This is a genomic window from Enterococcus sp. NBRC 3427, from assembly GCF_007996925.1.
GTDB classification, from domain to species: domain Bacteria; phylum Bacillota; class Bacilli; order Lactobacillales; family Enterococcaceae; genus Enterococcus_B; species Enterococcus_B lactis.
The window spans coordinates 76005-98827 of record NZ_BJLL01000002.1 but is presented as its reverse complement, the minus strand read 5'-3'; the positions used below and the strand labels follow the sequence as shown (position 1 = coordinate 98827).

21 protein-coding genes and 1 riboswitch are annotated in these 22823 nt (G+C 37.7%); of the genes, 4 read left to right on the top strand and 17 right to left on the bottom strand.

What is annotated here, in order from left to right; genetic code table 11:
- Positions 1-278 precede the first annotated feature (278 nt).
- The 4 genes from ESP02_RS00975 to ESP02_RS00960 all read right to left on the bottom strand — a co-directional run bounded on the left by ESP02_RS00975 (position 279) and on the right by ESP02_RS00960 (position 3383).
- Positions 279-1019 (bottom strand): hypothetical protein, encoded by a 741-nt coding sequence (locus ESP02_RS00975; protein WP_002372330.1) that lies wholly within the window; start codon positions 1017-1019, stop codon positions 279-281.
- A 129-nt stretch (positions 1020-1148) separates the two neighbouring features.
- Complete coding sequence (locus ESP02_RS00970; RefSeq protein WP_002372328.1) at positions 1149-2096, bottom strand: LacI family DNA-binding transcriptional regulator; 948 nt, start codon at positions 2094-2096, stop codon at positions 1149-1151.
- A 135-nt stretch (positions 2097-2231) separates the two neighbouring features.
- Positions 2232-2990 (bottom strand): alpha/beta fold hydrolase, encoded by a 759-nt coding sequence (locus ESP02_RS00965; RefSeq protein ID WP_025478239.1) that lies wholly within the window; start codon positions 2988-2990, stop codon positions 2232-2234.
- Positions 2991-2993: 3 nt separating this feature from the next.
- The gene (locus tag ESP02_RS00960) at positions 2994-3383 is read right to left on the bottom strand and encodes a hypothetical protein (protein WP_002290241.1); all 390 of its coding nucleotides are present in this window, start codon (positions 3381-3383) and stop codon (positions 2994-2996) included.
- A 134-nt stretch (positions 3384-3517) separates the two neighbouring features.
- Here ESP02_RS00960 and ESP02_RS00955 point away from each other — a divergent pair, with 134 nt between their 5' ends.
- Together ESP02_RS00955 and ESP02_RS00950 are read left to right on the top strand one after the other, a co-directional pair.
- Positions 3518-4060: a DUF2179 domain-containing protein gene (locus ESP02_RS00955; RefSeq protein ID WP_025478238.1), complete on the top strand. Its 543-nt coding sequence runs from the start codon at positions 3518-3520 to the stop codon at positions 4058-4060.
- A 147-nt stretch (positions 4061-4207) separates the two neighbouring features.
- Positions 4208-4840 (top strand): hypothetical protein, encoded by a 633-nt coding sequence (locus tag ESP02_RS00950; protein ID WP_002372322.1) that lies wholly within the window; start codon positions 4208-4210, stop codon positions 4838-4840.
- A gap of 136 nt (positions 4841-4976) precedes the next feature.
- Here ESP02_RS00950 and ESP02_RS00945 read toward each other — a convergent pair whose 3' ends face one another.
- Positions 4977-5513, bottom strand: coding sequence for a GNAT family N-acetyltransferase (locus tag ESP02_RS00945; RefSeq protein ID WP_002372320.1), 537 nt, complete (start codon positions 5511-5513; stop codon positions 4977-4979).
- Between the two features lie 395 nt (positions 5514-5908).
- Between ESP02_RS00945 and ESP02_RS00940 the strand changes: the two genes are divergently transcribed.
- The gene (locus ESP02_RS00940) at positions 5909-6616 is read left to right on the top strand and encodes an SDR family NAD(P)-dependent oxidoreductase (protein WP_002372319.1); all 708 of its coding nucleotides are present in this window, start codon (positions 5909-5911) and stop codon (positions 6614-6616) included.
- 299 nt (positions 6617-6915) lie between these two features.
- On the opposite strand, the gene thiE is transcribed toward ESP02_RS00940, so the two are convergent.
- The 10 genes from thiE to ESP02_RS00890 form a co-directional block, all read right to left on the bottom strand.
- Positions 6916-7554, bottom strand: a complete 639-nt coding sequence (gene thiE, locus ESP02_RS00935) for a thiamine phosphate synthase (protein WP_002372317.1) — start codon at positions 7552-7554, stop codon at positions 6916-6918.
- Positions 7538-8362: a hydroxyethylthiazole kinase gene (gene thiM / locus ESP02_RS00930; RefSeq protein WP_025478236.1), complete on the bottom strand. Its 825-nt coding sequence runs from the start codon at positions 8360-8362 to the stop codon at positions 7538-7540. Before thiM ends, thiE begins: the two co-directional genes overlap by 17 nt.
- A gap of 4 nt (positions 8363-8366) precedes the next feature.
- A complete protein-coding gene (thiD, locus tag ESP02_RS00925) occupies positions 8367-9170 on the bottom strand; it encodes a bifunctional hydroxymethylpyrimidine kinase/phosphomethylpyrimidine kinase (RefSeq protein WP_025478235.1) in 804 nt (267 codons plus the stop codon).
- Positions 9171-9233: 63 nt separating this feature from the next.
- Positions 9234-9331: riboswitch (TPP riboswitch) on the bottom strand.
- 136 nt (positions 9332-9467) lie between these two features.
- Positions 9468-10349, bottom strand: a complete 882-nt coding sequence (locus ESP02_RS00920) for a DUF1803 domain-containing protein (protein ID WP_038398846.1) — start codon at positions 10347-10349, stop codon at positions 9468-9470.
- Positions 10350-10530: 181 nt separating this feature from the next.
- On the bottom strand, positions 10531-11457 hold the full coding sequence (locus ESP02_RS00915; RefSeq protein WP_002372303.1) for a manganese-dependent inorganic pyrophosphatase: 927 nt from the start codon (positions 11455-11457) through the stop codon (positions 10531-10533).
- 84 nt (positions 11458-11541) lie between these two features.
- Positions 11542-12303 carry a pyruvate formate-lyase-activating protein gene (gene pflA / locus ESP02_RS00910; RefSeq protein ID WP_002290235.1) on the bottom strand — a complete coding sequence of 254 codons (762 nt, stop codon included), beginning with the start codon at positions 12301-12303 and terminating at the stop codon, positions 11542-11544.
- Positions 12304-12545: 242 nt separating this feature from the next.
- A complete protein-coding gene (pflB, locus tag ESP02_RS00905) occupies positions 12546-14777 on the bottom strand; it encodes a formate C-acetyltransferase (RefSeq protein ID WP_002372302.1) in 2232 nt (743 codons plus the stop codon).
- A 276-nt stretch (positions 14778-15053) separates the two neighbouring features.
- Entirely contained in the window at positions 15054-17504 is a 2451-nt protein-coding gene (parC, locus tag ESP02_RS00900) for a DNA topoisomerase IV subunit A (protein ID WP_002372301.1), read from the bottom strand.
- 11 nt (positions 17505-17515) lie between these two features.
- The gene (gene parE / locus ESP02_RS00895) at positions 17516-19561 is read right to left on the bottom strand and encodes a DNA topoisomerase IV subunit B (protein WP_002329105.1); all 2046 of its coding nucleotides are present in this window, start codon (positions 19559-19561) and stop codon (positions 17516-17518) included.
- 165 nt (positions 19562-19726) lie between these two features.
- A complete protein-coding gene (locus ESP02_RS00890; RefSeq protein WP_010732768.1) occupies positions 19727-20161 on the bottom strand; it encodes a CoA-binding protein in 435 nt (144 codons plus the stop codon).
- 126 nt (positions 20162-20287) lie between these two features.
- Here ESP02_RS00890 and plsY point away from each other — a divergent pair, with 126 nt between their 5' ends.
- A complete protein-coding gene (plsY, locus tag ESP02_RS00885; RefSeq protein WP_010732769.1) occupies positions 20288-20926 on the top strand; it encodes a glycerol-3-phosphate 1-O-acyltransferase PlsY in 639 nt (212 codons plus the stop codon).
- Positions 20927-21070: 144 nt separating this feature from the next.
- Here plsY and ESP02_RS00880 read toward each other — a convergent pair whose 3' ends face one another.
- Together ESP02_RS00880 and codY are read right to left on the bottom strand one after the other, a co-directional pair.
- Positions 21071-21946, bottom strand: a complete 876-nt coding sequence (locus tag ESP02_RS00880) for an aldose 1-epimerase family protein (protein WP_002290227.1) — start codon at positions 21944-21946, stop codon at positions 21071-21073.
- An 81-nt stretch (positions 21947-22027) separates the two neighbouring features.
- Complete coding sequence (codY, locus tag ESP02_RS00875) at positions 22028-22819, bottom strand: GTP-sensing pleiotropic transcriptional regulator CodY (protein ID WP_146925972.1); 792 nt, start codon at positions 22817-22819, stop codon at positions 22028-22030.
- Positions 22820-22823 lie beyond the last annotated feature (4 nt).

Sequence of the window (22823 nt, the reverse complement as noted above, 5' to 3'; positions counted from 1 at the left end):
CTATTTTATTCACTTTACTGAAAAATCATTATGTAAACTACAACGTATATTCTTTCAATAAAATTTTTTATAAAAATATGAAAACAGACTATTTTTGCAGACAATCTGTGAAAATAGTTTGTTTTTTACTCTTCACCCTTTCTCCTCTTGCTCACGGCAGAAAACATCAGCTAAGAAAAAAAGATTAGGTTACGATATAATCTTTCGAGTAGAGTATAAAAAAGAAACGCCGCAGCGTTTCCTTCCTCACTATAACATAATACAAGGTTGTATTTTTCTTATTTAAAATAGCTATTCTCTCCTAAAGAATTTCCCTGATCGTCAATCAGCCCTTGCAGTGAACGTTCTAAGATACCATGGCTTTTTTTCGATTTTTTTTCTTCTGACTGCTTTGTTTCTTCTAATGTTTTTGTTCGATTGAACGTGCGTACAGACGGCTCATCATTTCTTTTTTCTTGATAAGGCGTTGGTTCTGTATCAAACAACAGATAAGAGTCATCTGTTTTTTTCATTGATTCAATCAAATGCTCTTCAGAAATTTTACTTTCTCTAGGGTCTGGAATAATGGATGCAGGTACATATTTAGGAACAAAATAAGAACGTTCCCGTACCTTTGTGTCCACAGATGAATTTCTCATAGTATTTCGAGACTCTGTCCTCGTTTCACTTTGCCTGACAGGACGAGAAGACTCACCAAAAAGTTTTTTCCGTCCAGTCGACGTGAGTTCTGATTGATGATGTCCAGTATAATCCGGTAATTTTTCTTTATGTTTTTCCAAATTTTCCTTACGCGGAGCTGACTTCAATCCATTTGTTGCACGGCGCTTGCGTCGGACCTGTTCAGTGTTTGTGTTCGTGAAATGGAATTCTTTCATTTGTTCAAACGGGTGCTGATTCTGTTCAGTCAAAAGATCTTCCTGTCCGTCAAATAATACCCGCTTCTTCTCGCTGGTTAATTTTACGCCTAACTCGTCATCATACGCAGGAAAACGGAAATGTTTTCGTCTGATTTCTTTCATTCAAACCATCCTTCTCAAAAATGGAACTTTTCTCAATAATAGCACAGATTTTTTGTTTTCAGTAGCAATGCGCTGATTATTTTAAGAAAATAGCGATGAATTTCATAAATATATAAAAAGTAATGAGGCTTAATTTGTCGTTTCTCTGATGACTAGTTCAGGGAAAAAACGACGATAACCTTGACTTGCCCCTTTCTCTTCTATTTTTTTCAGCAACATTTCCCCGCATACTTCCCCCATACGGATAATATCTTGCTTGATCGTTGTCAATTTAGGCGAACTGATTTGGTCTAAAAACACGCCATCAAAGCCGATCACACCAAATTCTTCCGGCAAGTGCCCACCAGCATTTACAATTCCTCTTACCGCTCCTAGTGCCAGTCGATCTGAGCTGCATACAAAACAAGTTTTATCGGTGAAACCTGCCCAGTTTTCTATCATATATCTTTCTACTTCTGTCGAATGATTTGGAAATCGCAAGATCTTACTTGGAAGATCAGCTTCCTTCATCACAGATAAGTAACCAGCTTCCCTTGAAAGTTCAAAAGATTCATCCACTTCGATCCCGATATAAATAACTGTTTGGTAATCTCTTTCTAAGGCATATTGAGTTGCTTTTGCTGTACCATATTCATTATCGCTGTCTACATAGTCATATCCTTCACAATTTTCTCCAAACAAAACAACTGGTTTTTCCAAGCGGTCAATCCAATCGAAGTCTTTTTTTCTGACACCTGTGATGATGTATCCATCACAAGAACCGACATCGAATGCGTCATTTGTAACTAGTTGGAGAGAATAATGCGCTTTTCCGATCCGTTTAGCGATCCCCATCAGCAAATTCATGTAATATGGCTCAGTTGTGTCGATTTCTTCCAGTATAAATAATTTGATGATCTGTGACCGATTCGTGACAAGTGCTTTTGCAGCAATATTTGGGCGGTAATCCAGTTCAGCCATTGCTGAGAAAACTAACTCTTTCAATTCATCCGTCACCTGTTCCGGATGATTGATGACTCGAGAAACCGTCATTTTTGAAACATTGGCACGTTTTGCAACATCTGCTAAAGTGGGCATGCTCTCTTCCTTTCTAACATGTTGTCGTTCTTACTACCAATTATACCAAATTTTCCTAACAGGGTTCATTATAGCCCAAAAGAAAAATCAGAAAATCTCCTATCCTCCTTAAGTGATTTTCCGATTCAGCTATTTCTATTTTTTTATCAAATTCTTTGCTAAAAAAGCGGAAGCTTCCTCCATCAGTGGTATTTGTACCATGTGTCGCTGTGTTTTGGAGGAACGAAAAACAATTTCTTTTCCGTAAGGCTCATGCCGGTTTTTTTCTACAAATCTTTCCGTTTGTATATAAGGAATCTTTTCATCTGCTTGTCCATGCCAAAAGAACAGAGGGCGTCCAGCTAACTTTTCCGGCTGCAATGATAAATCATAACTCTTGACCCACGAGATCAAATCAAAATAGTCTTTTGGCAAGATATAATTGTATTCTGACGCTCTTCTTGCAATTTCTTTCCCATATTCCAGAGGTGCAGGAGAACCCATCAAACATACACCTGCTGCTATATGAGGATGCTTAGCTAGCAACGCGCATGTTGTCATTCCACCCATCGAAACCCCGCCAACTGCAAGCCGATCATGTAAAAGATCTCTTTTTTCTAAATGCTTGATAAGCGTGTCAAACTCAAACAAGTTCCCGTAGATACTATCCCAAAATGTATAGGATGGAATAGAAGAAATTGGCTGTTTGCGTTCCCCATGATTCATCGCATCTGGCAGGATCACACGAATACCTTGCTGTGCAATTTTCCTTCCTTGTGTCAAAACTAACTCCTTACTTGTCTGCCATCCGTGATAATAGATAACAACGGGAATCCGTTCTTCTCTTAATTCTTTCAGGACAACCTCTAACACTGGAATTTGATTGACAGAACGTTTCAATATAATTGGATTCAATGGTTACTCACCTATTTTCATTAAATTTCCTGATCGCCATAGCAACCATGATCCGACAGTCGTCTGGAACAGGTTCAGTATACCAAATAATATAAATGCAGGACTGAATGGCTCAGGAAATAAGAATAGGGAACAAAGCCCCACCACTCCTAATGCTAGCGAAAGGAGAGGATAAATAGAGAAATTCAAAAAACTGGCAACGCTACCGAAAATATTACCAATAAATAGTATCAAAAAGAAAAAAACGCTTAGAATCAAACCATCTGTCAGCGACATCTGAAAAACAATGTTCTCTACATCAATTGGCTGTTGAATCGCATAGACACCTAAGTATATACTGAGAAGGAGACTGAGCACGTGGCTGGCACAAAACACTCGATTGACCGTTTTCATTTTAATCACCTAACCTATCTTTATAATTCTATTATAATCATTTTATCATTTTTTGGTACCAATAAAGTTTCAATTTTTCTTCACTTACGATTTTTTTTGATATTGTTGTTATACAAATGAAAGGAGTTTTACAAATGATTGATCCTAAAATGTTGGGGATGATCTTCCTCATCAATTTTGCTTATATCACTTTGAACACGTTACGTTTTATGCTGACAATGAAAGGCTACCGGCTGATTGCTCCCCTTGTCAGTATGGTTGAGATCACGATCTATATCGTGGGGCTATCTCTTATATTGGATCGTTTAGATAATCCGCTGAATTTATTTGTCTATGCGTTAGGTTACGCAGTAGGTATCAGTGTTGGGATTTTGATTGAAGACAAGCTGGCATTAGGATACATCATGGTCACAACGATTTTGCCAGCAAATAGCGCGGAAGATAAAAGTTTGCCTGGTATACTGAGAGAACACGGTTACGGTGTGACACAAACTTCTGCAATGGGTCTAGAAGGCGAGCGACTGGTCCTGGAAATACTTTCTCCTAGAAAAAGCGAACGTGAACTGTATCGTCTGATCAAAGAAATTGAAGAGCGTGCTTTCATCATCTCATATGAACCAAAATATATTTCAGGTGGTTTTTGGACTAAAAAAGTAAGAAAAAGACAAGGAAAATAACTCACAAACTAAAAAACTGTCGAACATATAAATTAAATTTTAGATGTTCGACAGTTTTTATTTATAATTTTGATTAAAAAACATCGACATATACTCATTGATTTGTTATTATACTTTATATACTTATCAATTTAATTTGGAGATATTATGGAAATTCAACGTAAAACAACTAATTTTTTACATTTAGGCTCTTTTTTTGCAACTTTGACGATTTTATTTTTTCTATGTTATTCGTACGTTAAGACCTCACATGCGCCTTCTAGTGCATTAGGCTGGTTGCTTTTGGATCATTCTGATATTACAGAAACCGAAGAAAATCCGTTTTTTTTGATTCTATCTTCTCTATGCGGCTTGATGTTTTCTGTGTATTTCGGTGCCTATTTTTTTCATCGACATCCTGGTACGTTAAATGAAGCTTCAGGTGTATTGATTGCATTTAAAACGTTTTCTTTTTTAGCTATCCTTTTTTATTCGTTTAATCACAATACGCTTTTCTTCTTTATCATGAATGGTTTAGTCGTGATTTTATCTATTTTCACCTATTTTATTTTTTCACTAATTTTTAGCCAATTGAAATGTCCGCTCTTCTTTCGATTAGTTCCTGTCACATGTTTTATCTACAGCTTGTTTTCCTTTTTTGTCCTTGCGTTGATACCATTGGCCAACCCTTCGACGATCCAAGTCGCAGGAAATCTGTTGGATATGCTCTTCATCGTCAGTCTAGGTGTATTTATGTGGCAAAGAAAAAAGAAACAAAATAAAAAGCATTTTGAAGCCTGACTATTACGACTTCATAAATGCTTTTTTAGTTTTAAACACTTCAATCTAAAAAAATAACCCAAGATTGGATAGATGATTAATAATGACTTACCATTCGTTTCTGAGTGATTCTGGATCACCAACTGGACTTCCTAATCTAATCGGCTAGTTCTTCCCTTAGAATGCCATACTTGACTGAATCATAATATTGATTATTTAAAAACCTAACTTTTCTTATGACTCCTTCCTTTGTCATTCCACATTTCTCACCAATTTTTTGCATTCCTTTGTTTCCAGACCATGTAGTGAATCCAATATGTGGTAGATAGGCAAAATACTCAAATAATTCTTTTAACCATAAAGAAAGAGAAATACTTCCGATTCCCTTGCCCCAAATGCTAGAATCATATATCGAGATCCCAACTTCTAACCATTGTTTTAAATTAGAATCAGCCCAATAGGAAGTAACCAATCCTACTATCTTATGATCAAACATTATAGCCTTGCTCATTGGACTATTGATAAGTGATCGCCCATATCCTGTAGAAAATTCTGTCCATGTTTGTACTGGGTCTTTAAAATAGGGGCCGTTGAACTTCATCCATTCCAAATCTGCTTTTGGCCCAAAACTGATTTCCCAAATATCTCTCAAATCTTCTTCTGAAATTGTTTTTAAAGATACACTCTCTCGCATGTTATTCTCCTAAATTTATAGTTAGTCTACTGATCAATCAGAGGTCTCAATTGATCAACAATTATCTTTTTTAAACTTTTTTGCTTGTCGCTATAAGAACCTCTTTCAAAAAACTGTCAATTCTCATACATTATAACACTTGTTATGATAACTGAAAAACATTTCCAGAATTTAAATAATAAAATACTTCTTATCACTTTTTCTGTGTATAAATAGTAGTCTTCACCAATAACTCACATAAAAAAATCAATTTGTTTGAATCAAAGTTAATTTCTTTTTTCACTTAAAAATATAACAAAATATAATTCATCTATACGAAAAACAATTTAAGTTGTATAGTAAGAAATAGTTATTCTAGAAACAAACATGTTCATCTATCACTTGGAGGGAAAATAATGAAAAAAGTAATCATAACTGGAGCAGCTGGTGGAATCGGCCAAGCACTTACGAATCGTTTGTTAAAGGCTGGTTATCAAGTTATTGCTGTTGATAATAATAAAGATAAGCTAGGGAATTTTTCTTCCCATCCAAATCTTACACTCGCTTGCGTTGATGTGACTGATTATCAAGCTGTAGAAAGTTTTTTTACAAACATTTCGGCTCAATCACTTTACGGCTTAGTTAATAATGCAGGTGTATACAATGCATTAAGTTTATTGGACTACGATGAATCTGCGATCGATCGAGTTTTACAAATAAATATTAAAGGTGCTACAATATTCTCAAAATTTTTCATTCAGCATCTTATAGATAAAGAAACTCAAGGGAGAATAATTAACATTTCTTCTATCTCTGGCCAAGAAGGTAGTTCAGATGCCTTATATGGTTTATCCAAAGCAGCTTTGCTTGGTTTGACTAAAAGCTTGGCTTTACGCTTTTCTCCACAAGTTTTAGTAAACGCTGTTGCTCCCACAATGGTAGATACAGAAATGATGGCTACCATTCCAGAATGGCGAAAGAAAGAATACCAGCAGCACCATCTAATCAAAGATCCAGTTTTACCGTCAGATGTTGCTGATACTGTCCATTTTTTACTTTCAGAGGAAAGTTCTCATTATACCGGTGCTACTTTCGACTTAAATAATGGCGGTTATTTACGTTAAAATAGTTGGTCTACTATAAGTCTATTTCAATGTACAGAACATGAAACGATCATACTGTTATCATTTGATCATTCATTTTACAGCAATAGTTGATGCTCTAGAAAATATTGTCTTAACCTGACTAAAAAGAGATTGTGACCGAAGTGGTCAGCTTCAAGAAATAAGAAGGGACTGTGACAAGTCTTTTGTCACAGCCCCCTCTTATATGCTTACCTGTCATTTTCTTTTTAAATGGCCGATTTTTTATCTTTATATGGTAATAAAGTAATTTTTGTTAAGTAACTAGAAAATAATATTTGTTAACTAGAAATTGTTTGATCAATTAATCGTAAAAGTTCTTGGCTAGCTTCTTTAATCTTATTTTTAGCTAATATAGCTGAAACAACCGCAAATCCTTGGATGGGAAAGTCTTTAAAATACGGGATTGTTTGCTGGTTTATTCCACCAATTAATACAATAGGAATAGAAACTTTTTGACAAATCTTTTTTAGTTCATCATTTGTTACTTGAATCGCGTCTTCTTTAGTAGTTGTAGGAAACATTGCACCAATCCCTAGATAATCTGCACCGCCGTTTTCTGCTTCAATTGCTTCTTGAAGGGTTTGGACAGAAACACCGATTATTTTATCTTTTCCAATTAGTTTTCGAACGGTTTCAATGGGCAAATCAGATTGACCAATATGAATCCCATCAGCGTCACACGCTAAAGCGATATCTACACGATCATTGATAATTAAAGGAATATTCTGGCTTTTTGTTAGTTGTTTGATTTCTAGAGCTTCCTCATAAAATGGGCCGGAATCCAATTCTTTTTCTCGAAGTTGTACTAAAGTAACACCACCTTCTATTGCTTGTTCAATTGCTTCAGTCAATGTATTGGTGCTGAATAAGTGTGGATCAGTTACTAAATACAAACGATAATCAATGTTTAGTTTCAAAATATTTACCTCGCTGTACTAGTTTCTGGTCGCTCATTTTACTGATTTCATCAATAAGATTCATTCGAAAGCTACTTGTTCCTAATTCTTTTGATTTTTCATAGGATAATTCACCTGCTATGCCCATTGCAATCACTGCACTTGTCGTTGATTCAAAAAGAGAATTAGGACAGCTACCGCAGAAACTCGCAATCAAAGAAGTCAACATGCAGCCAGTTCCTGTAATACGGCTCATTTCAGAACAACCATTTTTAACTTGAATGGTTTGAATACCATCAGAGACAATATCTGTTTTACCTGTAATGGCTGTAATACATTGATGAGAAGAAGCAAGTGATAAAGCAAGTTCCTCAACTTCGTTTTCTTTTCCTATATCCTCAAGTGAAGCATCCACACCTTTAGTGCTACTTTTCAATCCAGCTAAAAAACACATTTCAGATATATTTCCTCGAATAACTGAAAAATGAATATCATTTAATAGTTTTTTAACTGTTTCATTTCGAAATCGAGATGCTCCAGCTCCAACAGGGTCAAGTATAATTGGAATGCCAAGTTCATTCGCTTTTTTTCCTGCAAGAAGCATAGAGACAATTGTACGTTCATTTAATGTACCGATATTTAGAACTAATGCATTTGACATCGTAGTTATTTCAAGCACTTCCTGTGCATCATCTGCCATGATAGGAGAAGCACCAATTGCTAAGGTGATGTTAGCACAATCATTGACCGTTACATAGTTTGTTATGTGATGAATCAAAGGAGCGTTTAATCGAACTTTCTGGATGGCAGTTTGCATAAATGTATTCATTTGCTCATTCCTCCTTCAGACCGTTTTTATATAGTGAATAAAAATGATTGGTTGGGCCGTGACCTTGGCCAATTTCTAAGGAATGCTGAATTGCAGTAGTGATATATTGTTTTGCTTGTTGTATAGCTTGGTCCAACGATTTTCCCAAAGCTAGTTGAGCGGCGATAGCGGAAGAAAAGGTACAGCCTGTACCATGAGTATTTTTAGTATTGATTCGTTCAGACGTGTAGTAATAGTACTGTTTCCCATCAAAAAGAACATCAGTTGCTTCTCCTATTTTATGTCCGCCTTTAATAAGAACAGAAGTACCACAAGTTTCGTAAATGATCCGTCCAACTGATTCCATATCAGTTACTGATGAAATTGAGTACCTAGCTATTTTTTCAGCTTCTGGAATATTCGGTGTGATTAGGGTAGCTGAAGGAAGAACTGATTCAATCAGCGTATTAATTGCCTTTGGTTCCATTAGAGCATCCCCATTTTTAGCATACATCACTGGATCAACCACAATATTATGAGGGTGCCATTTTCTTAATCCGGCTGTAATAGCAAGCATTGTTTCCTCACAAGAGAGCATGCCAATTTTTACAGCTTCTGGGAAAATATCTTCAAAAACAGCATCCATTTGTTCATTAATAATTTGCGGTGAAATGTTTTGATAGGAAATGACTCTAGCCGTATTTTCAGCAACTACAGAAGTGATAACAGACATACCATAAATACCATGCGCCGAAAATGTTTTTAAATCGGCTTGTATACCAGCTCCCCCACTACAATCTGATCCTGCAATACTAAGTACTTTTTTCACTACTTTTCCCTCCTTAAAAAGTAAAAAGGCATTCTTCAAGTAAGAAGAATGCCTTTTGTATCAACAAAAAAGACATTTGCTCCCTACGCTGGTATCAACCAACAGGTTCAAAGGGTCAGGTTTTACCTTCTCAACGCCATAGCGTCCCCCTGCAAATCAAACATATTTAATTCTTATATCATTATAGATGAAAAGGGTATCATTTCCAATAGGTTGATCAACTTAAAATGTATTTTATAAGTATAAACACCTGATTTTTGCTTACTGCTCTCTTAGATTCTACTCACCAAAGCTGTTCTATATTGTTCCATATTCTTTGATATAAGAAAATGCATGCGGCATAAATTTCTTGCTCAGCTCAGAAAAGATTTGTCGTTTAAGAAAGGCCGTTTCCTCCATTGTCAATGAAGGATCCAATGTTGGAAATTCGATCTCAAGATTGTTTTTTTCGACAATAGGCAATACTAGTGTAAATGATTCTTCTTCCTTTATGGTATCCGTCACAAGTAGTGACTGATGGAAAATACTAGGCCGACGATTTTTATATTTATTTTTACGTATCCTGTCAACGATAACTTCTATTTGATCAAAAAAGTACGCTTCATTTACATCTCCAATAAGTTCGGCTAATTCTTTGAATGCCTTCGTTACAGGAAGCTGATTCTTTTGTATAAAAAAATAATTAGCCAACGTAAGCGGAAAGTGTTCTTTAGAGGAAAGTGTAATAAAACGGTACTTCTGATTTCCAGCAGTCGTTCTCAGCAATTCTGTCTCTCGGCTGTTTCTTACTCCATAAAAATACGCTTCTTTTCGTTCATCTTCAAAACAATACGCCCAAATAACTTCTCCCATCGCTAATTTTTGTTCAGCAACAGAGAGTCTCTTCAATTGGTCGGCTATGGTTTCAGCAGCCGAAGTGGCTTGTTGCAAGTAATCGTTGGAATCAAATACTGGAAAGTTCAAATGATATCTTCGTTCTTCTCTCTTGATTAATCCTGCATCGATCAATAGATCAAGAAAATGAGAAAATTTGTTTTGCGGAAATTCTTTTTTCAATTCTCTTAGAATCGTTTCTTTTTCTCGATGTTCATATAGATAATCGGTCAATAAAGAAAAAAGCGGATCACCGGTCAGTTTTTGATAAAAATTTTCCTTATTTTTTGAATAATAATAGTTCATATATGTTCTCTTTTCTATCCATTTTATTTTACTTAAAAGGCTTTTACATAAAAAGGAGGAAGAACAAGAGTCATGTTTGACTGTTATTCTCCTCCATTTCTTAGACTTTTAGTATGTTCTGTGTTTCTTTTTATTCAATCGCTTATCCCATTCACTTTGAATGCTTCATCCTACCATTTGATTAGCTGAATACAGCCGTCAACTGAGGTACGACTTGTTTTTTACGTGAAACGACACCTTTAAGCAAAGCTCGGTTATTGGTCAAAGTTGTTTGGAAAGCTTCTTCTACTTTTTCTTTACCTTTACCAGCAACAAGTAATTCTGAATCGCTGTCTAAGATATTTGTGACAACTAATACGAATAAATCGTAGCCATTTGCTTTCATTTCTTCTTCCATCGCTGCTTCTAGTTCTGCTTGTCGATCCATCACTTCATTCAGGTCCACTGTATTGACTTGAGCGATACGCACATTGGAACTGCCCATTGGGAAACTTTTTGCATCCAAATCAAGAAGAACCGCAGCTGATTTATCACTTAGATTCGTTCCGGCTTTCAACATTTCAAGACCATAGGCAGTTAGATCTACTTCAGCAATTGCTGCAAGTTCCTTTGCAGCTGCTTCGTCTTCAGGCGTACATGTTGGCGATTTGAACAACAATGTATCTGAAATGATAGCTGAAAGCATAATCCCAGCAATTTCTTTAGGGATCGTTACTTGGTTTTCTTTATATAGTTTTAAAATGATCGTACTTGTACATCCAACTGGTTCTGCACGATAGTACAATGGATTAGCTGTTTCAAAGTTTGCAATACGATGGTGGTCTACTACAGCCAAAATATTTACTTCGCTGATATCTGAAATACTTTGTTGGAATTCATTATGATCCACAAGCATGACATCGGCATTTTCTGCTTTAGCTGACTCTACTACTCGTGGTGCAGATAGTTGAAAGTGGTCTAATGCGTATTGTGTTTCTTCGTTAGGTGTACCTAAAGCAACTGCTTCTGTTTCGTTACCTAATTCATTTTGCAAGTGTGAAAAGGCAATGGCTGCCCCAATTGCATCTGTATCTGGATTTTGGTGACCAAAAACTAAAATTTTTGACATGTCATTCGCTCCTTTGTGATTTCTCCTATTTAATAATAGCAAAAAAACGGAAAGAAGCAATACTTAACTTCTTTCCGATGCGTTCTATCGCGTTAAATATTTTGTATACTCTTCTGTATGAAGCAATCGTTTAGCATTTTCGACACGTTCTTTTGTAGGTGGTTCGATCCCTTCTAATGGATATTTCAAACCAAGTGTTTCCCACTTGTATTTTCCCATCGTATGGTAAGGAAGGATCTCTACTCTGTCTACATTTGACAAGGTTTGGATAAAGTTGTCTAGTCGGATCAAATATTCATCATAATCACTTCGCTCAGGGACTAGTACATGGCGAATCCAAACCGGTTTGTTGATTTTTGACAAATATTGCGCCATTTCTAAAATATTTTCATTGTCCCAATGCGTTAGTTTTTTATGCTCTTCATTATCGATGTGTTTGATATCAAATAACAGTAAGTCTGTATACTTCATCAATTCTTGAAAACGAGAGAAGAAGGGTTCTTCATACGTAAAAGGTTTTCCGCATGTATCCAATGTGGTATGCATTTCCCGCTCTTTTGCTTTTTTAAATAGTTCGATCAAAAAATCGATCTGCAATAGAGGCTCTCCGCCACTAACAGTAATACCACCTTTATCTCCCCAGTAAGGTCTGAAGCGTTCCGCTTTATCTAAAAGTTCATCTGCTGAGTACTCTTTCCCTCCGCCAATATTCCAAGTATCAGGATTGTGACAGAATTGGCAACGCATGCGGCATCCTTGCATAAACACGACAAAGCGCAGTCCAGGGCCGTCTACTGAACCGAAAGTTTCGATAGAATGAACATAGCCGATTGTTTTTTCTTCCATTTAAATTCACATCTTTTCTTTGATTTCATTTTAAGTACAAGTTAGCTGTCGAAGCGAAGCTTTTTGAACAAAATTTTTGGCAATCACCGCTTCGTTATGTGTAAAATTTACAGGGACGGAACATACATGTCCTGCCCCTGTAAATCGTGTCTTTCAAATAAGCATACTGATCATTCGATTATGATGCGAAGGATATCTAACGATCTTTCGGCACTGAGTCGAAAGGCTGTTTCACAAACTTTTTACATTCTATCGTGTGACGTTCTCATCAAGACATCTAGTTGTTGTTCTCTTGTCAAGTCACGGAATTTAACTGCATAACCAGATACCCGGATCGTCAAGTTCGGATATTTCATTGGATTTTCCATTGCATCACGTAATAGATCATTACTAAATACATTGACATTCAAATGATAAGCGCCTTTTGAGAAGTATCCGTCTAAGACATTACGCAAGTTTTCGATTCTTGTATCTTGTTCTTTTCCAAGACCAGAAGGATTGATTGTTTGGGTATTTGAAATTCCATCCAATGCACAACCGTAATTCATTTTAGCTGTTGAGTTCAGGCTGGCTAATAACCCACTTTGTTCTGCATTGTAACTTGGGTTTGCTCCTGGCGCAAGTGGTTTTCCAGCTTCACGGCCATCAGGAGTATTTCCTGTATTTTTACCGTAAACAACATTTGAAGTAATCGTCAATAATGAAGTTGTTGGTTTTGAGTTGCGGTAAGTTTTATGACGTTTGATTTGTCCCATGAAGTATTCCAAGATCCATGAAACTAATTCATCTGCACGGTCATCATCATTTCCGTATTTAGGGAAGTCGCCATCTACTTCAAAATCAACTGCTATTCCTTTTTCATTACGGATTGCTTTTACTTTTGCATATTTGATGGCTGACAAGCTGTCTGCCGCATGAGAGATTCCAGCAATACCTGTAGCAAATGTGCGTTGCAAGTCAGAATCCATCAAGGCAAGCTGAGCTGCTTCATAAGAATACTTATCATGCATGTAATGAATGATGTTCAACGTATTGACATATAGTTCTGCTAACCAATCCATCATGTTCATGAAGTTATGTTTCACTTCTTCAAAATCTAGTACTTCTGATGTGATTGGACGATATTCTGGTCCAACTTGGGCGCCAGTCACTTCATCGACCCCACCATTGATAGCATATAATAGTGTTTTAGCCAAGTTAGCACGAGCACCAAAGAACTGCATGTCTTTTCCAACAACTGTTCCTGATACACAGCAAGCAATCGCACAATCATCAGAACCCCATTGTTCACGAAGCTGATTGTCATTCTCGAACTGAATCGAAGAACTTTCGATAGCGATTCGGCTCGCATATGTTCTGAATCCTTCTGGAAGGTGTTCAGAGTACAAAACAGTCAAGTTTGGTTCTGGTGAAGGTCCCATATTTGTCAATGTATGAAGCAGACGGAAATCATTCTTCGTCACTAATGAACGACCATCTAAGCCCATACCAGCAATGGATAAAGTAGCCCAGATAGGGAATCCTGAGAATAATTGGTTGTATTCAGGTGTACGCGCGAATTTGACCATACGTAATTTCATTACTAAGTGATCGATCAATTCTTGCGCTTCTTTTTCTGTGATTACTCCATTATCCAAATCACGTTGGATATAGATATCAAGGAATGCTGAGATACGTCCGATTGACATCGCAGCGCCATTTTGTGATTTGATTGCTGCTAAATAACCGAAGTATAACCATTGGACAGCTTCTTTTGCATTTGCAGCTGGTTTAGAGATATCATAGCCGTATTTTGCAGCCATTTCTTTCATTTGTGCTAATGCACGATATTGTTCAGTGATTTCTTCACGTAAACGAATCACTTCTTCACTCATCGTATGATAACCAGTCATATCATGATCTTTTTTCTTTTGTTCCATCAAATAGTCGATTCCATACAATGCCACACGACGATAGTCGCCGATGATACGTCCGCGACCGTAAGCGTCTGGAAGCCCTGTAATGATTTTGTTTTTACGAGCTGCACGCATTTCAGCAGTATAAGCATCAAACACCCCTTGATTATGTGTTTTGCGCCAGTCAGTGAAAACATGTGTTAATTCATCGTTTGGTGTATAGCCATTGCTTTTCAGCGCATTGTTAGCCATATTGATTCCACCAAACGGCATGAATGCTTGTTTCAAAGGTTTGTCTGTCTGTAGACCGACGATTTTTTCCAAATCTTTATCCAAATAGCCTGCATCGTGGGAAGTAATGGTTGATACGATTTCTGTGTCCATATCATAAACACCGTTACGTTCGAATTGGATATCATTCAGCTTTTGCAATTCATCCCATAATTTTTCTGTTGCTTCTGTTGGGCCTTCCAAAAAGCTGTCATCACCGCGATATTCAGTGTAGTTGTTTTGAATAAAGTCTCTAGTGTCTACGCCTTCTTTCCATTTGGTACCTTTAAATCCATTCCATTGCTCCATTGTATGGACCTCCTAAATTTCTGTTTTATGTAACAGTTTTTACGTGATTAGTATAACACAGCACCTTATCTTTGCAAGGGTTTTCTTGTTTTTTATTTAACAATTTTTATGTTTTATCTATGTATATTGCAAGTAACGTTGATATACCAATATTTAAGCATTGTGAACACTTTCATCTTTTTTTGCAAACGTATAAGGATTTATTAAAAATGAATGAAAAAGAGGCACCATCTGTATTAATACAGATGGTGCCTCTTCATTAAAATACCATAACAGTTATGATTCGATGAAAATCTCAGGAGCATCGATGACTTCGATGACTTCTCCACCTTTTTTCGCGTCCATAGCAAACGAACCATTCGATGTTCGATCACCTATAGGAAAATCCGTTGGATCAATCGTTATCTGTTGTCCTTTTTGATTCATCAAGGTTATTTCTTTTGATCTTCCTTCCGACATATAGATAATACGGTGCGGATTTTTTTTCAGCTCACGCATGACCGTCACTCCCCGCTTCGCACGTGAAGTTTGGCTGATTTCTTGAGCAAGCATGCGTTTCACGGCTCCTCGCTGAGTAACGATTACGATCGGCGTATCTCCGTCTGCTAACACAAGCAGCCCATTGACAATCCTATCTCCATCTTTCAAATTCATAGACTTCACTCCAGCTGCCTTTGCTCCAACAACGGGAACATCTGTTAAAGGATAGCGCAAGCCCATTCCTTGATGCGTTACTAAGAACACATCTAGGCCTGGCTGATCTTCTTTCAGATATACAGCAATAAGTTCATCTTCTTCCGCCTTTAGCTTCATACAGCTGAGCGGACGGCTCTTGTAGGTGCGCCATGGTTCGAACTCTGTCATTCGTGTTTGCTTGATCAATCCATTCTTACTGATGAATACAAATGTTTTCTCTGCTTGGATTTTTTGATATGGGAAAACAGCTAAGATCGATTCATCTACAGACAGATTGGAGATTGTTTGAGAAATGTGTTCGCCAGCATCTTTCCATTTCAAATCGGGTAGTTCATGAACAGGACGGTAGATCACATTTGCTTTATTCGTAATCAGAAGAACATGGTCCAATGTGCTCAATTCACCTGAGTACAGCAAGTAGTCGCCTTCTCGCATCCCGATTTCTTCTGGTTTGGAAGCACTATAAGAACGAAGGCTTGTTCGCTTCACATAGCCTTCTCGTGTCACACTGACGATTACGTCTTCTTGCGCCACTAAAACTTGCGTATCAATTTTGATTTCTTCGATTTCGTCTTCGATTGTCGTCAGACGAGCGGAAGAGTAATTTTTTTTCACTTCTCGCAATTCTTTTTTCATAACAGAGAAAAGCTCTTTGTCGTTTGAAAGGATTTTATTCAACTCTGTGATTTGTGCAATCAAGCTTTCAGATTCCTTTTGAAGCTCTGTGATATCTGTGTTCGTCAAACGATATAGTTGCAATGTGACGATTGCTTCTGCTTGTTCTTCTGTAAATTGGAAAACGTCGACTAAATTCTTTTTGGCGTCTCTTTTGTCTTTACTTTCACGAATCGTTGCGATTACTTCATCCAGAATCGATAAAGCTTTCATCAGTCCTTCTACGATATGCTGTCTTTTTTGAGCTTTGGCTAAATCGAATTGGCTGCGTTTTGTTATGACTTGCTTTCGATGCTCGATATAACTTCTTAAAATGTCTTTCAGTCCAACTTGATGCGGAGTCATATGATCGATAGCGACCATATTGAAATTGTAATTGATCTGTAGCTCAGTGTTTTTGAACAAATAATTCAAAATTCCTTGAGCATTGGCGTCTTTTTTCAATTCAACGACAATTTGCAGACCAGTTCTATCACTTTCATCTCGTACTTCAGCTATTCCATCGATTTTCTTATTCAAACGGATCTCATCCATTTTTTTCACCAATGTCGCTTTATTTACTTCATATGGGATTTCAGTGATCACGATTTGCTGTTTATTGCCCTTCATTGCTTCTATCTTTGTTTTCGAACGAAGAATAACTTTTCCTCGCCCTGTTTCATAAGCTTTTTTGATTTCATCTTTTCCTTGCAAGATCCCTCCTGTTGGAAAGTCAGGTCCAGGAATATATTCCATCAATTTTTCAAGGCTTGCTTGTGGATGGTCGATCATATAGATTGTGCCGTCAATCACTTCAGCTAAGTTATGAGTCGGGATCTCTGTCGCATATCCAGCAGATATACCTGTCGATCCATTGACTAGAAGGTTTGGGTATCGAGCGGGAAGAACTGTTGGTTCTTTTTCTGTATCATCAAAATTCCACACGAGATCGACTGTTTCTTTTTCGATATCTGCTAGCATCTCTCCACTTAACTTGGATAATCTGGCTTCAGTATAACGCATCGCAGCAGGTGGATCACCGTCCATACTCCCGTTATTCCCGTGCATTTCGATCAGTACTTCCCGCAACTTCCAATCTTGGCTCATGCGGACCATCGCTTCATAAATACTGCTGTCACCATGAGGATGATAATTCCCCATGATATTTCCGACAGATTTTGCTGATTTACGGAATCCTTTGTCATACGTGTTGCCATCTTTGTTCATGGCAAATAATATCCGGCGTTGCACTGGTTTCAATCCATCACGGATATCAGGCAGTGCACGTTCTTGGATAATATATTTGGAATAACGTCCGAAGCGGTCACCCATCACTTCTTCTAAAGTTAATTCTTGTACTTCTTGTCGATTTTCCATCAGGTGACCTCCTATTCTACTTCAAATAACTGATTGTCTTCGTTTTTATCTGCTCGTTCTTCATCTAATAATTCATTAGAAACTGAAGGAGAGATTTCAGCATCCTCTTTTTTATCTAAGATACTGCCATCTTCTTCCAACGTAAATTGTACGTGATTTTCGATCCATTTTCTTCGAGGTTCTACTTTGTCACCCATTAGTGTGGTTACTCGACGCTCAGCTTGCGCAGCATCGTCGATACGGACGCGGATCAACGTACGGGAAGTTGGATCCATCGTTGTTTCCCACAATTGTTCCGCATTCATCTCTCCAAGTCCTTTATATCGCTGTAGCATATATCCTTTGCCGACTTTTTTAATCATTGCTGCCAATTCGTCATCTGTCCACGCATATTCAATGACTTGCTTCTTCCCTTGTCCTTTGGATACTTTATATAAAGGCGGTAACGCGATATATACTTTCCCAGCTTCAATCAGCGGTTTCATATAACGATAAAAGAAAGTAAGCAGTAATACTTGAATATGGGCGCCGTCTGTATCCGCATCGGTCATGATGATTACTTTGTCGTAATTACAGTCTTCGATAGAAAATTCAGGGCCGACTCCTGCACCAATCGTATAGATCATCGTATTGATTTCTTCATTTTTCAAGATATCTTGCATTTTAGCTTTTTCGGTATTGATGACTTTTCCTCGTAAAGGTAGAATTGCTTGGAACTTTCTGTCTCTTCCTTGTTTAGCAGATCCGCCGGCAGAATCCCCTTCGACTAAATACAATTCATTTTTCTTAGGGTTTCGGGATTGTGCGGGTGTCAATTTTCCTGAAAGAAGAGATTCGCCTTTTTTACGCTTCTTCCCATTTCGGCTTTCTTCTCTGGCTTTACGTGCTGCTTCTCTCGCTTCTCTCGCTTTGATTGCTTTACGGACCAACATCTGGCTCATTTCGCTATTTTCCTGCAAATAAAAGCCCATTTGTTCACTGATGACGTTATCTACTACGGTACGAGCAACTGGCGTACCAAGTTTTTCTTTTGTTTGGCCTTCAAATTGCAGAAGATTTTCAGGTACACGGATAGAGAGAACAGCAGCTAATCCTTCTCTGAAATCACTACCTTCCAGATTCTTGTCCCGTTCTTTCAGCAAGCCGACTTTTCTCGCATATTCGTTATAAGATTTCGTCATTGCCGCTTTCATTCCAGCTTCATGGGTTCCACCATCTTTTGTTCGAACATTATTGACAAAAGATAAGACATTTTCTGAATACCCGTCATTGTATTGATAAGCGACCTCTACTTCGATACCTTCTTTTTCTCCTGAAAAATAAACGACCGGTGTCAATGTATCTTTTTCTTCATTCAGGTAATCAACAAATTCTTTGATTCCTTCTTCATAATGGAAAACTTCCTTGACTGGTTCTTCTCCCCGAAGATCAGAAAGTGAGATTTTAACGCCTTTTAGAAGAAAGGCAGATTCTCTTAACCGTTCGGCTAAAATTTCATATGAAAATTTCGTTGTACTGAATATCGTATCATCTGGTAAAAAATGGACAATCGTCCCGTTTGCTTTTTTTGTTTTTCCTATCTTTTTCAACGTACCGTCAGGTTTACCGCCGTTTTTAAATTTCTGCTGATACTCTACGCCATCTCTAACGATTGTTACAGTCAGCCATTTCGATAAGGCATTTACCACACTGGCTCCTACACCGTGAAGTCCACCAGAAGTTTTGTACCCTCCTTGGCCAAACTTTCCGCCAGCATGCAGCACAGTAAAAATCACTTCAACTGTTGGGATTCCGGAAGCATGCATCCCTACAGGCATCCCGCGTCCGCTATCTGCAACAGTTATACTATTGTCTTCATGGATGGTCACGTCAATCTCACTGCCATATCCTGATAATGCTTCATCAACTGCATTATCGACGATTTCATAGACTAAATGATGCAAGCCTCGGCTGTCAGTGGATCCAATGTACATCCCTGGTCTTTTTCTAACTGCCTCTAATCCTTCCAATACTTGGATGGACGAGTCATTATATTCGTTGTTTACTTTTTTTGCCAAGGCAAACGCTCCTTCAATAATACTTTGCGGCAAAACCGCACCACGATTATCATACTAGAAAAGGTCGTGAAAAAAAAGAGGTTAGATGAGAAATCAATTTTAATTATCTCCTAACCGCTTTTTCGACATTCCTCTCTATCGATCATCTCTTCTTTGTGGTCATTTTTATTTTTGGTTTTCTTTCAACTTACCAAGTTCAATCTTGATACAACGATCCATTACGATGTCTGTGCGTCCTGCTTTTCTTAGCATCTCATCTGCTTCTTCGTTTTCGATCCCTAGTTGTGCCCAAAACACTTTAGCATCGGTTTTCAAAAAATCAGCTGCTACTTCAGGTAAAAATTCGCTCCGTCTAAATACATCTACGATATCGATTGGATCATCGATTTCTGTTAAATTTGCATAGACTTTCTCTCCTAGAATTTCTTCACCAGCCAATAATGGATTTACTGGTATGATTTTATATCCATTGTCTTGCAATACCTGTGCAACCATGTAACTTGTTCGCTCTGGTTTATTGCTCAAGCCTACGACGGCAATATTTTTTGCTTCTTTCAAATAGTTAAAAATCGTTTCTTGTGTTGGATTTTTTATAGACATTTCTGTCACCCCTTGCTTTTCTTTTTATTTCATCTATTATACTTCTATCTTTCATTTTTTCAATTGTTCCTGTTACCTATTCATGCTAAAATAAAGGATAGTTTTCAACTTGAGAGAGGGTAAAAAATGAAATTGATCTTATTACTTATTTTAGCATATCTTTTAGGTTCTATTCCTTCCGGTGTCTGGATCGGCAAATTGTTTTTCAAAAAAGATATCCGGCAACATGGGAGCGGTAATACTGGAACCACCAATACATTTCGGGTATTAGGCAAAACCGCCGGGATCGTTGTCCTTCTTATGGATATTTTAAAGGGTACATTGGCTACTTGTCTGCCGATGATTTTTCACCTTTCTGGGATTAACCCTCTTTGGTTTGGGGTATGTGCGATTCTTGGTCATACATTTCCGATATTTGCTGGGTTTAAAGGAGGAAAAGCTGTTGCGACAAGTGCAGGAATGCTTTTAGGATTTAATCCTGTATTTTTTGTTTATTCCTGTATCATTTTTATCGTTAGTCTATTTTGTACAAGTATGGTGAGTTTGAGCAGTATGATCAGTGCAGCGTTGATCACTTTATCCACGATCGTCCTTCCTTATGTAGCTCCTGTGATTTTGGCTAAGCCCAATTGGTTGCTGACGATCATTGCCTTTTTAGTCTCTTCCTTTATCTTCTATCGTCATAAAGACAATATCAAGCGTATCAGAAACCATACGGAAAGTCGAATCCCATTTGGTTTGAACAGCAGCAAGAAAAAATCCTGACACTTTTTCAGTCCAAAGAGATAAAACAGGAGTGTGACAAATCCATGTCACACTCCCTTTTTTCGAACAAACGGTGTTCCAGAAGCTAACCACTTCTGTCACAACCTCTTATTACTTGATGTAGAATAGCTTTTTTACACCCTCTTACTTCACTGTGATCGAATATTTTGTCTTGAAGATTTCATGGGCACCTAGTTGATTGATTCCTACTTTTTCCATCAAGTTTCCACTGCTATTCACCGTGTCAGCAATTCCACACCATGGTTCGATACACACGAAAGGGGCTTCTTTTGGATAAGGAGACCAGATTCCTACATAAGGCATATCTTTATAGCTTAAAGTTATGCTATGGTAAGATTTTTCACTCCGAATGGCGTACGCATTTAGTCCTCTTGTTTCAAAGACCAATGCATCTTGATCAAAAAGTTCACGATTCAAAGCCAGATTCGTATTTGTCTGTCCTAACGTCTTTTGATCCATATCAATGAATGGACCTTTCAAAGGCAGGCGTAATCTTGATTTCAATGGAGAAAATGCTAGATAAAAGTCTTCGAATGACAATCCTTCTTCTAGAGGTACATTGAAAGCAGGATGTCCACCGATAGAAAAGAACATTTCTTCTTCACCTGTATTTGCTACTTGGTAATGGACCGTGATACCGTCTCCTCCTAATTCATAACTAATCACTAATTCAAAATCAAAAGGATATTTTTCTAATGTCTCCGGTGTACTCCGCAAGATGAAACTAGCCATTTCTTGTCCATGTTCAATGACTTCAAAATCCATATCTCGGGCAAATCCATGTTGTCCCATTTGATATGTTTTCCCTTGATAAACATACTGGTCATCTTTTAAACGTCCAACAAAAGGGAATAAAACTGGTGCATGTCTGCCCCAATACGCTGGATCACCTTGCCAGATATACTCTAAACCGTGTTCTTTTGATTTTAAACTGATCAATTCCGCACCGTGTTCAGCGATTTCAGCGATCAGCTGGTCATTTTGAATAATAACAGTCATTGCCATTCCTCCAACTTCGACTTACTTTTTAAAATGGGAAGGCTGGAGCAAACATCTGTATCCGCCCCAGTCCCCTTGTTTCTAATAACTATGTTTTGCCAATTCGTCTTTAAAACGGGAATTCAATACTTTTAAATAAGTTCCCTTCATACCTAACGAGCGAGATTCAATGATTCCAGCTGATTCCAATTTTCGTAAAGCATTGACGATCACAGAACGAGTGATTCCGATGCTATCGGCGATATTAGAAGCAGTCAAACGTCCTTCATCTCCATCCAATGCTTCAAAAATGGCTTGTACAGCCTTTAACTCGCTGTAAGACAATGTGTTGATTGCCATTTGAACAGCCGTAGCACTCCGTACATCAGCTTCGATACTTCGAGACTTCTGATAAAGGATCTGCATACCGACAACCGTAGCTCCATATTCTGCTAATACGAGATCGTCATCTGCAAACGATTGTTCCATGCGAGATAAAATGATCGTCCCCAGACGTTCGCCAGCTTCAAAGATTGGAACGACAGTCGTCAAACCAAATGGGTATTTTTCTCTTGACTCTACCGGAAACGCAGTAATATCACTTGTAATCGGGATATTAGCTTCAGTTTTCATCAGCTGTGCCACTGTATCAGTGTAAGATTCAGGGAATTGTTTCTCAACAAACATTGTGTTGATTCGTTCATTATTCACATCGTGGCGTTCATTATAACCTAGTAATACTCCGTCACTTCCTATGATATAGGTGTTGCTGTCAAGAATACCACCTAATGTGACAGCCATTTTATCGTAAGGCAAATCTGCTTGCATGTTAAAAGTATTCTTTTGCTGCAAAAGTGTGTTTATCTTGCGGGTTTTCGTTAGCAAGTCTGTCATTGTC